The sequence below is a fragment of the Dyadobacter sp. HNCC25DJ184 genome (assembly GCF_056895215.1).
Genome location: NZ_JBXHAQ010000006.1, coordinates 260,976 through 273,615, shown reverse-complemented (window position 1 = coordinate 273,615; position 12,640 = coordinate 260,976). Strand labels below are relative to the sequence as shown.

Genomic DNA, 12,640 nt, shown 5'->3' with positions numbered 1-12,640 from the left:
GTTTCAGCATTTAGGTTTAATAATTTCAACGCTGATTTACAATAACCTATTTGAAAAACGAGCCAATGAAGCCTCGTGCAAAAAGTGAAATCTCTATTTTCTGAAAACTGAGAAGATAGGGGTCATTGCCTGATGGGTTTTGGGCTGGTAATTAAAGCCCAGAACGGCCGCGATGGTTGACGCCAATTGCGCCTGATAAAGCTGACCTTTCTCCACCAAACCAGATCCGGGTTTGGTATCGGGTCCCATTGCCGCAATCCATATCTGGCCCGAATCTTTAATCTGTGGTCCGTGGGTAGTCCATTGCTGCTTTACAGCATCGCCGCGTCCATGATCACATGTAAGCAGAAGCGTGGTTTTATCTCTGTATTGCGGAATTGACTGGATAAGCTTCCATAATTCCGATATCATGTTATCTTCCGCTCGAGCCGTTTCAAGATACTGATCGTAATTGCCTGCATGTGCAAAAGCATCTGTTTCTCCAAGTGCAAGATATAACACCCTGGGCTTATATGCTTTTACATATTCTCTTGCAGCAAAATAGGTAAGCAAATCGGGTCTCTCGGTCGTGGGTTTTGCTGATAGTTGCTGCATCTCGTTTAACAGGCGGAACTCCCGGGAATTAAAATCGAGAGAGTCGCTGTCGGCGTTTATATAGACTTTGCTATGTTCCCGATCCATCAGATATGGAAATAGATCGGAAGTTGCGAACAAGGCAACTTTTCCTTCAAATCCTTTTTGCTGATTGATGAATTCAAGTACGTTTTGAGACTTGCTGATCACCAGTTTGTTTGAACTTATGGCCGGATCTGCATAGCCGGTAAGCATTTCGCTGAATCCCGGGTAGGTCATCTGGAATGGATTAGAAACATTCACGAAATTTTGTAAATACCTGTTTCCATATATCTGACCTTGCACGCCAACGGTTTTCCAGAGAAATGGGAACAATTTCTCCCGTCGTACTTTGAAATCAACGTCCCAAAATCGGTTTTGAACCTGGATTTTATTTTTGGTAAATGCTGGAATGTTGATCAAAACAGAGTCGGCGCCACCAAAAACTTCCTGCCATCTCATGCCATCGAGCACAACGACCACAAGATTTTCGGTTTTTTGAGATTGAGCAAATGAAAAGCTTGTTGCAGCCAAAATAAAAAAGATAAGGAATCGGGTTTTCATGAATCTGAACTGGCTAGAGAAATATAAATCACGACTTTGATACCCCGTTTTAGGATTGATAGGCCATTTTTGACATATAATATTCTTGACATATTTGCCCATTCGGCTTATATCAACATCGATATTGAGAAGCTGTTTTGTTTGGAGGAGAATTTCTGGGTTGTTTAATTGTATTCGCGGATTTTACGGCCTTACACCTGATATCTTTTTTTAAATTCGGAAGGGTTTTCACCGACCAGACTTTTAAAAAGCTTATTAAAGTACGACAGACTCTCAAAGCCCACTGCGAAGCAGGATTCAGAGACTGTTTTGTTCTGCAGGAGATAATTTTTGGCTTGATTGATCCGATATTGATTTACAAAATCGGTGAAGGTCATTTTTGCATTCTTTTTGAAAAACCGACAAAATGCTGCGGTTGTCAAATTTACTTCCTGTGCAACTTCATTCACGTCTGGCGTCTGATCGAAATGATGCTCTACATATCTGTATATCAAATCCATACGCTGCTGTTCCCGCTCGAACGATTTGTTAGCAGCAGGTTTTGTATTCAAAATCTGCATATCCTCAGAACCGGCAAGTATTTTCAATATCTGAATTAGTGATAAAAGCCGGTCAAATTGATCCAGGCTGGGAAGTTTTTTTAGCTTCTCACCAACAAGTTGCTTTGTTTCCCCCGAAAATGATAAACCATAGTGCGATTTTTCGAACAGCGTTTTGATCGCCGAAAATTCGGGAATAGACAGAAATTCCTTTCCGAGAAAGTTTTCCTTCATTTGAATGATCACCTGTTCGCACTGCGTTCTTACGCCGTAATCAAAGTTAAGGTGCGGGATATTTGGACCAATGAAAACAAGATCGCTCCCTTCGTATACAGAAATATGGTCGCCCACATGGCGCGTTCCGCTGGTGCCTTCCACAAAAACAATCTCATATTCCGGATGGAAATGCCATAAAAAGGTATCATAAAGCCCAGGAGTCAACAAAATGTTAAATGAACTCCCTTGGTCCGCTTTGATCTCTTCCCGAATAATTTTCATAGCAATAGAATTGATAAGTAACGCTGAATTTGCACGAACCTTCATTCAAATTAATAAAGTTGTCAATAGAGAGCAAATAGTGGTTATCTCAAAGGTGGTTGAGCGTTGATCTGTATGGTAGCTTTGTCCTATTCAATCATGATAAAATATCAAATGAAAATGGAAACTCGTACAATGGCTCCGACTATGATTCCAGATAACGCCCACAAAGATATTCCGGGCAACCCATCTACAGCCAAGTCTAGCGCAATTAGGTTGAATGACCGCAGCAATGGCAAACCACTGCAACTTTTAACCGAAGAACAATGGGATTTCTGGATTACCAATGGGTATATCGTGATCAAAGATGCCGTTCCAAAAGAAATGGCCAGGGCAACGGCAGATTTTCTGTGGGAGTTTGAGGAAAAGGATCCAAACGACCCTGAGACATGGTATACGGAGCCACGTGCTGAAATGAAGATGAAAGAGCTGACCAATACCGGTATGGTGGAAGTGTATAACAACCAGGCTTTGTGGAACAACCGGCAATTTCCAAAAATACACCAGGCTTTTGCCGATATATGGGGGACAGAGAAATTGTGGGTAACCATCGACCGCGCCAATCTCAATTTTCCCCTTCGACCGGGTTTTGAATATAAGGGTTTCATCCACTGGGATTACGATCCGGAGACGAAACCTCAAAATGTGCAGGGCGTTTTGGCGCTGGCTGATCAGGATGATGAGAATATGGGGGGCTTTCAGTGTATTCCCGAGCTTTTCCGCACATACGATACCTGGAAATTGACGCAGCCTGACGACCGGGATCATTTTAAACCCGATACCACCGGATTTGAGCCGGTAAAAGTAAAAATGAATGCAGGAGATTTACTGATATTCAACAGTTCACAACCACACGGAATTCGAGCAAACCGAAGCAAGGATAAGGTCAGGATTGCACAATATATTGCGATGATGCCGGCGCAGGAAGACGACGAGGCATTACGTCAATGGCGTATCAATTCATGGAGAGACAGAATTGCTCCTGAGGGATATGCCTTCCCCGGAGACCCGCGCAATTATGAAAAAACGAAATATGGCACGGCTGAGTTATCGCCTTTGGGAAGGAAATTATTGGGTTTGGATAAATGGTAGCAATTTAACGCAGAGTTAAGGGAGGGGCGCGCCCAGTGTGGATCGCTGAGTTTCGCAGAAAGTGTTAACAACTCAGCGAAACTCAGCGTTGAACTCTTAATACTCTGCGTTGGCCATCATATCTTTTGCAGAGCCTTGTAAATACAGAGCCGTAACTTCTTCCGTTAAGGTATCAAAGACCAATATGCCTTCCTGAATTTCATTTAGTTGTCCGATGAGCTGACCCGAATTATCCCATATAGATGACTTTCCCGGACACTTGTATGCTCCGGTTTGGCCGATGCAATTCGCCATAAAAGTAGTCATGCCGTACTTACGCGCAGTTTCTGAAAGTTGCTCTATGGATTTTGCGACCCCGTTTATCGACTCTACAACACTGGCCATATAGATGTCCGCACCATTTTCGAACGCTCGCGCTGAGTGCTCCGGAACGCTTAACTCATAGCATATCGCTACTGCGATTTTAGAAGATTCTATCCTGAATTCATTATACCCATGTCCGGCAACAAAGTAAGGAGTTTCAGAATGATGCAGAAATTGTTTGGAAAACGTGGTCCGTGACTGATGGGGTTTGAAAAGAATCATACTGATTGCCACGCCGTTTGGCTGTTTCGTAGGCGCTCCTATTCCGATGGTAATATTCTTTGAGTCGCTGATCTCCTGAAATATGTTGAATCGTTCATCGTTCTGATCGGTTGCTAATTCACTCGCAATCTGAGGCTCGTATCCGGATACTGAAAGTTCCGGGAAGATAATAACATCGGCTTTCTGGTCAGTAGCCAGATTGATCAGACTGACATGGTTTGTGATATTGAGTGCGATATCTCCACTTGCAGGCCGGAATTGGGCGATGGAAAGTTTCATGAGGAGTGAGATTGATTGAGGTTTTGAATGTCATGATAAAGGTAATAGTCTCTTTTAAAACAATTGTACTGTCACCCAAACACCCAACCAACTATCGCTGGTCCCCAGTACATTTTGGTGAAATAATATGTGCCCAGCATCAGAAAGCCAGTCACGAGAACCAATATTAAAGCGAAAACGAAGTTGAGGATACCGGATGTTCTGAATTGATTCTTTTGAATAAAAATTTCGGCGACGAGCAGGTTGGGTATATAAAAGAAAAAGGCCATCACGCGGTCGAAAGGGCCCGTAAATGTATCGTTGTGGCCAACTGCATCAGTTAAGAAAAACCAGAATCCATAATCCATTCGATATAGCCAGGAGCCGATCGCGAGGGCGTATAGTCGCAATGCCCAGGCACGATGCCGATCCAATCTTCGCACTACGGCATGTCGGTAAGTTTGAACACCGGCGATGAGCATGAGAATACCATAAATTCCAAAACCAATATCCATAATTAATCCGCCGATGGTTCCGGTGAGCATTATAAAAACTAAGCCTCCTATACCGGCGACTATGCAGGCGGTAACATAAACCCGGCCAATCCAACGATGTATAGCGGGGTATTTGATTCTTACGGAGTTAATTAGCTGAATGCTTCCAAGAATCAGGATGATACCTCCCATGGCAAAGTGAATTCCGATTCCTGCTGTAGATTCTTGCTCATTTTTGTGATATAATCCAGGTAATATATTGTTCCATTGCTCCAAATGGCCACGGAAAAATTCAGCCGCGTAAAATGCGATGATATATAAACCAAAAAGTCCGGCACTTACCCATACAGTGGTGACCAGCAAAAGACTCGCCCAGTGCAGTGCGATCTCACCAAAATTTCGGGAGGTTTTAGTTGGCTCAAAAATAATGTCCTGTTCGCGAATATTGTCTGCCATGTTAGGAACAGCCTCTGAATCTTGAAGTTAATATCTAACGGTTAAGTTAAGGAAAAGACGATTTGTAAATAAATTTTGGGCAGAAATTTGTGTTCTGAATTATCAAATGGTTGAAGTGGGATTCATTTTAATTAAACAATACTGACCGGTTGCGATTGAATGGTGACAGTTGCGATGAACAATTCGGCATGATCCAAAATTACAATTAGTTGTGTTGAAGTTTTTTATCCAAAATCTTTCTCAACAGCAAGATTACCTGACAATGTCATGACATCTCCTGACTAATACAGTTTCCTCAGTTAATCCATATACAAAGCCCTTACATCCACTGGATTATGAAGTCCAAATTCCCGCATTGCTGCCGGGAAGTTTTTCCCTTCGTGGCCTGAACGACTGAGTTTTACCAAGGCAAATCGCTGCAGGGTGCTGAGGCTAAGCCATTGTGTAAGTGTAGGTGGCTGACAATCCCATTCTATTGCCTTGTCAGATACTTCTTCGGGAATGTCTGTCAGGTCATTCCAGTTGTCGGAAATGTGGCTTAACATTTTAGGACTGTTGCCTGTAATTTGGTAGATATGCTCTTTTACGAAATAGCTATATTGTTCAATTTCAATATGATTGCCGCACTGCGCATATGCAAGCGTTTTCTTTGTTTGGGTTGACATTTTCGCCCATTCAGCGAGCGTCAGTTTGATCATGCAAGTATCCAGCTTATATCTGACGATCATCGGGATACATTTCAGACTTTCTACAAAGTCATCTTCGAATTTGAAAAATATGGTTTCCATAGTAGTTTTAAATTTTGCACGCAAAGCGGAAAAGTTAAGGTCGTTAAGGTTTATGAATCAATATTATCTCAGAGAAAACTAAAAGCTAACAACTGACGGCTAAGTGCTAAAAGCTCATAGCCGGATGCTCCGCTTCAACAAACTCAGCTTTTGAGGTGTCGCAAGTTGGACAGCAGTAATCTTCTGGCAGATTATGAAACGCCGTTCCCACTTTAATCCCCTGACCAGGATCTCCATATGCCTCGTCGTAAATCGTAAAACAATCCGGGCATTGGCGCACCAGTTTGTGCGCTTCCGGTTTGTGAGTTTCACTCACTTCAACTTGCACCGTCGCAAGTTTTTCTCTGGATTGCAGGTTATTATATCTCATGCAAAGTCTTTCCAGCTGACCAGCAAGCTGCATTTTGAAAAGGCCGAGCTCGAAAGGAATATAGGTTCGGCTGTTTGGATTAAAGTGCTCAGTATGAAATATATCATATGCGGTGAAAAGAGAGATCGGGCCCATTTTAAGATATGGCCGTTTCCGAATCAAAACCGAACCGAAGACCTCCGATTTCGGCAAGGTTTGTATGCCAAAACATAAACCAAAAGTTCGGGTATCGTTCTTGTCAAAATACCGGATGAGTTCTTTACGAAGCAAAGTTCCGTCCTCGTTCTGATCTTCCGTTTGCCAGGCTAGTTCGCTTGCAGCGTGACGGACATTGATATGGTGTTTCGACAAAAGTCCGCTCCATTCCGAACGGTATTGATCTTCTATTCCTTTGATAATAAGGGATTTCCATGGAGTTGTGCATACTTCTCCAATCCGGCTGCGAAGGCATAACGCGCACATATCCAAGAGAAAATCGATTTCAAATTGCTCATCTCTTTTGTAAAGTCCCAGCCAGGTTCTGGACTCATATCTATTGAATCCTTCATAATAAGGAAGCGAGAAAGCGGGAAGTTGCAATTCGGTGCTGATTGGCAACGAGATATACGACATTTCTTCTTTGATCGACCCTGCAAAGTGTTCTATATCAAATGGTTCTTCCGAACCGGCGATTTTGAGCAGCTTATTTTCCACAGCCGCAGCAACCTTGCCAATATGGTTAGTGTATATCAAAAGCGGCCATTTGTAAATCGTATTTTGTCTTTTTGGACGGAGGTACAGATACCAGTAGTGAGGTTCGGGTGATGAAATAAAATTGATATTTCCTGTAAAAAACGGCGTAAAACTCTGATTTGAATCTGAAATATTGATTTTGAGAGCTGGTTGGTAGTCGAAGCTATCGAGCAGGGTATGATATTCGCTGGATCCAAGCCATTGACCGGTTCTGAAAACTTCTTCGCCACAGTAGGAACTGATGATATTCGGGTGCAAATCGCGACCGATTTCGTAAGAAATTTGCTGACTTTTCAGGTCCTTTTCAAATCCAGGTATATCATCGTTATGAACCTGAATCAGAAGTTGTTGCCGCGAGCCAAACTTTACCTTCCGAACACCAGCTTGCAAGGCTGTTTTCAGAATTTTGAAAAGCAGCCCGGGAGAAACAATACCTCCCGGAAGGTTGAACTTGACGATAAAATAATCTCTCATGGTATTTCAGTTTCTGTCAGTTAACTTTTTCATGTGTGTTTAAGATTAAGAAATTAAGGTGCATTAAGACTCCTAACTCCTTGATTGTTCAAAGCTTTAAATTCATACTGCCATATTCTCTTTCATCTTCTCCAAAATTGACCGCACTTCCGGACGGCAGGATCCGCAGCCTGTGCCTGCTCCCGTTTGCTGACATAGTTTTTTGAAATCATCGCACCCACCCTGAATAGCTTTTTCGATATTTCCCGCACCTACATTGTTACAGGAACAGACAATTTTACCCAGAACAGGCTCTGCCTTTTGGCTCGAACGAAGCAGTTGTAAACGCTTTTCTGAAAGTTCGATACCATTGGTAATCAGGTCTTTAAACTCCGAGAACTCGTTTTTATCTCCGATTAATATGGTGCCCACCAGTTTGTCGCGGTGAACGATACATTTTTTATAGTACCTCTTCGATTTGTCGATGAATATAATTTCCTCATAATCAAGATCATTGGCTGGCACTTCGATGATCCCGATGCTACACAGATGCAAACCTTCCATTTTTAGTATATTCATCGAAGTACTGCCAACATATGGCTGAGCAATATCTCCGGCGATGAATTTGGCAGCGACTTCCGCTTGCTGTTCCGCGGCAAGGGTAATACCCCACATTTTCCCGTACCATTCTGCAATTTCGCCAACTGCAAAAATATCCGGATCGGAAGATTGCATATAGTCGTTCACCACCACACCGCGCTTGCATTCAAGACCGGATTCTGTGGCCAGTCCAACCTGCGGAACTGTGCCAATCGCGAGAACAACGACATCGCAGTCGATATTTCTACCCGATTTAAGTTTGATTCCTGTCAAACTCTCTGTTCCTGAATAAGTTGAAACTTCGTCATTGAAGTAAATATCAACACCTCGCTCTTCTAATTCCTGATACAAAAGCTGACTCGCAACAGGATCCAGCTGACGTTCCATCAATCGCCCACTGCGCTGAATGACAGTAACATGTATATCGATTTTTCGCAAGGATGCTGCCAGTTCGAGTCCCAATATCCCGCCCCCGACGATTACTGCTTTAGCATCAGGCTCCTGCAAAAACGGAAGCAGGGTATCAGCGTCCAATCGCGATCGCATATTGAATATGCCAGGGATTTTCGGAACACCTTTGGGGGTAAACGCACTGCTTCCGGTGCCAATAATGAGTTTGTCGAATGAGTGTTCAATGCCCTCAGAATCAATCACTATCTTGTTTTTTCGATCAATACGAATAATGCCGACTCCTTTGTGAACCCGAATTCCTGCTTCTTCAAACTGCTCCTCCCGCAACTTCACGAGTTGCTCCCAAGTTTGGTCTCCGCTGATATAGTCGGGTAAAAGTACACGGTTATAAAAAGGGTATATCTCTTTTGAAAACACATGGATTTCGTCGCTGGTATTTAACGTTCGGTAAGAATTGATGAAACCCAAACCGGCTGAACCTGCCCCAATGATGATGATTTTCTCAAAGGGTTTTCGATACAACTCAACCTGAACGGCAGTGAATTTAAAGTCAGGCTCTTTGGAACGCGGGTCGACCAGCGCATTGGTTACATTATTCGCTCGCGCCAGGTCTTTTCCAAATATCTTGCCCCAGTGCATGGGTAAAAAACATACCCCTTGCTTCACATCCTCAGACAGTTGGGCTTTTACACGGACTTCGCCACGACGTCCTTTTAAAGATATCAATGCACCGTCTTCGATATTGCGAACCAAGGCATCAATCGGGTTCAATTGCAAAAGAGGCTGGGGGATATGCTGTTTCAATCTTGCAACCCGACCTGTTTTGGTCATGGTATGCCACTGGTCGCGGATACGACCAGTCGTCAGAATCATGGGGAAATCAACGTCAGTTGGTTCCGATTCGTTACCGGTCGGAACTGCATGGATCTTTGCTTTTTTGTTTGGAGTATAGAACTGATGATCGGCGAAAAGCCGTTTTGTGCCACCTTTCGGGGTGTTTTTTTTATCTGTTTTTGCAGGAAATGGCCATTGAATACTCCGATTATTTTTAAGGAAATCATAGTCGACACCCGTGATATCAATGCTTGTATTGGCAGTTGACTTTGCATATTCTTTATATACTTCTTCTGCATTACGGTAGTCAAATCCAATTTTAAACCCCATTTTATCCGCAAAGCGCCAGATAATCTCGGCATCTGGCAAGGCTTCTCCTGGAGCTTCCACAACTTTGGGAAGGAACGTAATGCGTCGTTCGGCGTTGGTCATCGTTCCTTCCTTTTCAAGCCATCCGGCAGCCGGGAGTACAACGTCGGCATATTTTACTGTATCCGAGCGTTCCGATATATCCTGAACTACCACAAATTTGGCTTTCTCCATTGCCTTTTCAACAAGATTTACGTCCGGCATACTCACTAATGGATTGGTGTTGATAATCCAAATGGCTTTCAAAGTCCCTGCGTTCAGCGCGTCGAACATTTCGGTGGCGGTCAAACCTGGCTTGTCATTTATCGAAACCGGAGTTTGCCAAAATTCCTCCATCTCCTTCCGGTGAACCGGATTAGTTACGTCGCGGTGGGCTGGCAAGATATTAGCCAAACCACCCGTTTCTCGACCACCCATCGCATTCGGCTGACCCGTAAGTGAGAATGGTCCGTTGCCTGGTGTACCAATTCGCCCGGTAATGAGGTGCAAATTGATTAGTGAAAGATTCTTGTTGACGCCAATCACCGATTGGTTTAAGCCCATTGTCCAAAGAGACAGAAAACCTTTCGACTGTCCAATCCAATGTGCTGCTTTCAGGATATCATCTTCTTCGATTCCGCATATATCAGCTGCATCAGCAACTGATATTTCAAAAACCTTCTCAGTCAGTGCTTCAAAACCATCTGTATGGTCTTGAATGAATTCATGATTAATATATTGATTCTCAATTAATACTCTTGCGATGGCGTGGTTTAGTACTACATCTGTACCCGGATGAATGGCAAGGTGAAGATCTGACGAGCGTGCAGTATCTGTTTTTCGAGGGTCGCAGCATATGATCTTTACGTTTGGATTCGCAGCCTTACGCGCCTCTATTCTTCTCCATAAAATCGGGTGGCACCAGGCAGGATTGGCGCCCGTTACAAAAAATACATCCGCTTCTTCGATATCGTCATAACAAACCGGAACACTGTCTTCGCCAAGCGAAAGCTTGTAGCCAACAACAGCGGAACTCATGCATAAACGTGAATTGGTATCGATATTGTTGGAACCAATAAATCCCTTAATGAGCTTATTGACAAGGTAATAGTCTTCCGTCAGACACTGGCCCGACACATAAAATGCTACTGAATCAGGTCCATATTTTTTGATTAAAGTTTTAAAAACAGAAGCTGTTCTTTCCAAAGCATCATCCCAGCTCACCTGCTGCATTGGCATGGCTCGGTTGTATCTCATACGCGGATATAGAATCCGATCCGACTGATCCATTACGGTATAATGGAGGTTCATTCCCTTTGAACAAAGCATTCCTTTGCTTGATGGGTGTTCCTTATCTCCTTCGAGCGCAAGTTTGCCACTGCTGTCTTTATGAATAACGACACCGCATCCTACACCGCAGTAGCAGCAAGTCGATTTATGAGTGGTCATATCAATGAGTGAATCGGTGAATGAGAGAATGAGTGAATGTCGCGCAGGATCAGTCCTTTCGGAGTCGCATTAGCCCGTTTGAATATGAAGTGAGTGGCTTTTCAAAACTGGGTTACAATTTGTGCGCGTTTCAAACGCTGAACCATTAGACACCGATTGCAAATCGGTGTCAGCTTCAATATCAACTTCTTACAGTTACAGGTTCAAGCGTTGCTGTTTCGGATACGAATTCAGGTGTTTTATTAAAATTGACCAGAGCGACGATGGCTGAGATACAGGCAATGGCTAATCCGATATATATGAACGCCTGACTGTAACTGATCGAGCTGGATTTGAACAGGAAGCCTGCTAAAACCGCGCCTACATTTCCGCCCGCGCCTACAATACCACTTACCGAGCCGATCGCTTTTTGATTTACAAAAGGTACAATCGCGTAGGTAACGCCATTCGCCATTTTCAGGAACATTGCGAAACCCAGCATGGAACCTATGGCCATCGGCAAAGTGCCGCTCTGTGCAAACAATGCGATTCCGATGGCTTCGCAGGCAAGGAATAGTGCCAGTAATCTGCCTTTTCCCGAAAGTCCATATTTGTTACCCACTTTATCTGCCACAATACCTCCTAACGCTCTTGCAAAAAGATTCATCAATCCGAACGATCCAGCCAGAATTCCGGCGACTTCAAGCGATGTTCCGAAGTTGTCAAAGAAGTAAAGTGCAGCAACGTTGTCGAAAGTGATTTCTATACCGAAGCAAGCCGCATATGCGAGAAATAACGCCCAGGTTCTCAAATCTTTCGCCGCATGTAGCAGTGTTCCTTTTGCTTTTGGTGCTTGTGGAGAGGATAATGGGAGGTCTTCAAAATTGCCTGCTGGTGTATCTTTTGTGAAAAAATAATATACGAAAGCAAAAATGAACAACATTACGCCAGGGATAATCATCGCGATTCTCCATGCTTGTTCAGGAACGAAACCCAAACCGATAATTCCTGCAAAAATCAGTGGCATTACCATATTGGTTACACCGCCACCCAGGTTTCCCCAGCCTCCGGCCACCGCGTTGGCAGTACCGACGATTTTCTTGCTAAACATCACAGAAGTGTGGTATTGTGTGATGACAAAAGATGCACCGATAACGCCGATTGCCAGGCGGAATAATAAAAATCCTTCGTAAGAATGCACTAATCCGACAGTCATAACCGGGATCGAACAGATGCCTAACAATGCGCTATATGTTTTTCTTGGCCCCCAGGTGTCGCACAGTTTTCCAATCGCAATACGTGCAATAACAGTAGCAAGTACGGAGGCGATGATGATATTCCCAATTTGTTCTTTGCTTAAACCCAGGTCAGTTTTGATAACCGACATTAAAGGTGCCAGTCCGAACCAGCCGAAAAAACAAAGGAAAAATGCCATCCAGGTCAGGTGAAAAGTGCGCATCTGCACGCCCTTGAAACTGAATATGTTTAACTTCTCAAGCGGTTTGTTTGTAGTTTCCATTTTGAACAGGAGTAAAACGT

9 protein-coding genes are annotated in these 12,640 nt (G+C 43.6%); 1 reads left to right on the top strand and 8 read right to left on the bottom strand.

All coding sequences use genetic code 11. The annotated features are described in order from the left end of the window. Nucleotides 1–93: 93 nt before the first annotated feature. On the bottom strand, nt 94–1,176 hold the full coding sequence (locus tag AC1XUD_RS11780) for an alkaline phosphatase family protein (protein WP_483361198.1): 1,083 nt from the start codon (nt 1,174–1,176) through the stop codon (nt 94–96). Between the two features lie 191 nt (nt 1,177–1,367). Beyond that, nucleotides 1,368–2,213: a helix-turn-helix domain-containing protein gene (locus tag AC1XUD_RS11775; protein ID WP_483361197.1), complete on the bottom strand. Its 846-nt coding sequence runs from the start codon at nt 2,211–2,213 to the stop codon at nt 1,368–1,370. 159 nt (nt 2,214–2,372) lie between these two features. Here AC1XUD_RS11775 and AC1XUD_RS11770 point away from each other — a divergent pair, with 159 nt between their 5' ends. Further along, the gene (locus AC1XUD_RS11770; RefSeq protein ID WP_483361196.1) at nt 2,373–3,344 is read left to right on the top strand and encodes a phytanoyl-CoA dioxygenase family protein; all 972 of its coding nucleotides are present in this window, start codon (nt 2,373–2,375) and stop codon (nt 3,342–3,344) included. A gap of 96 nt (nt 3,345–3,440) precedes the next feature. Here AC1XUD_RS11770 and AC1XUD_RS11765 read toward each other — a convergent pair whose 3' ends face one another. The 6 genes from AC1XUD_RS11765 to AC1XUD_RS11740 all read right to left on the bottom strand — a co-directional run bounded on the left by AC1XUD_RS11765 (nt 3,441) and on the right by AC1XUD_RS11740 (nt 12,620). Then, nucleotides 3,441–4,208 carry a carbon-nitrogen hydrolase family protein gene (locus AC1XUD_RS11765; RefSeq protein WP_483361195.1) on the bottom strand — a complete coding sequence of 256 codons (768 nt, stop codon included), beginning with the start codon at nt 4,206–4,208 and terminating at the stop codon, nt 3,441–3,443. Between the two features lie 71 nt (nt 4,209–4,279). Beyond that, nucleotides 4,280–5,137: a DUF2306 domain-containing protein gene (locus AC1XUD_RS11760; protein WP_483361194.1), complete on the bottom strand. Its 858-nt coding sequence runs from the start codon at nt 5,135–5,137 to the stop codon at nt 4,280–4,282. A 299-nt stretch (nt 5,138–5,436) separates the two neighbouring features. After that, nucleotides 5,437–5,925 carry a nitrate reductase associated protein gene (locus AC1XUD_RS11755; protein WP_483361193.1) on the bottom strand — a complete coding sequence of 163 codons (489 nt, stop codon included), beginning with the start codon at nt 5,923–5,925 and terminating at the stop codon, nt 5,437–5,439. Nucleotides 5,926–6,031: 106 nt separating this feature from the next. After that, a complete protein-coding gene (locus tag AC1XUD_RS11750; protein WP_483361192.1) occupies nt 6,032–7,501 on the bottom strand; it encodes a rubredoxin in 1,470 nt (489 codons plus the stop codon). Nucleotides 7,502–7,603: 102 nt separating this feature from the next. Beyond that, nucleotides 7,604–11,122, bottom strand: coding sequence for a molybdopterin-dependent oxidoreductase (locus AC1XUD_RS11745; RefSeq protein ID WP_483361191.1), 3,519 nt, complete (start codon nt 11,120–11,122; stop codon nt 7,604–7,606). 181 nt (nt 11,123–11,303) lie between these two features. Beyond that, a complete protein-coding gene (locus tag AC1XUD_RS11740; protein WP_483361190.1) occupies nt 11,304–12,620 on the bottom strand; it encodes a NarK family nitrate/nitrite MFS transporter in 1,317 nt (438 codons plus the stop codon). Nucleotides 12,621–12,640: the final 20 nt, after the last annotated feature.

Bases quoted from the DNA above. Each gene is read 5' to 3' on its own strand.
- AC1XUD_RS11765 (WP_483361195.1), bottom strand. From the start codon at position 4,208: ATGAAACTTTCCATCGCCCAATTCCGGCCTGCAAGTGGAGATATCGCA.
- AC1XUD_RS11770 (WP_483361196.1), top strand. From the start codon at position 2,373: ATGGAAACTCGTACAATGGCTCCGACTATGATTCCAGATAACGCCCAC.
- AC1XUD_RS11750 (WP_483361192.1), bottom strand. From the start codon at position 7,501: ATGAGAGATTATTTTATCGTCAAGTTCAACCTTCCGGGAGGTATTGTT.
- AC1XUD_RS11740 (WP_483361190.1), bottom strand. From the start codon at position 12,620: ATGGAAACTACAAACAAACCGCTTGAGAAGTTAAACATATTCAGTTTC.
- AC1XUD_RS11780 (WP_483361198.1), bottom strand. From the start codon at position 1,176: ATGAAAACCCGATTCCTTATCTTTTTTATTTTGGCTGCAACAAGCTTT.
- AC1XUD_RS11745 (WP_483361191.1), bottom strand. From the start codon at position 11,122: ATGACCACTCATAAATCGACTTGCTGCTACTGCGGTGTAGGATGCGGT.
- AC1XUD_RS11755 (WP_483361193.1), bottom strand. From the start codon at position 5,925: ATGGAAACCATATTTTTCAAATTCGAAGATGACTTTGTAGAAAGTCTG.
- AC1XUD_RS11760 (WP_483361194.1), bottom strand. From the start codon at position 5,137: ATGGCAGACAATATTCGCGAACAGGACATTATTTTTGAGCCAACTAAA.
- AC1XUD_RS11775 (WP_483361197.1), bottom strand. From the start codon at position 2,213: ATGAAAATTATTCGGGAAGAGATCAAAGCGGACCAAGGGAGTTCATTT.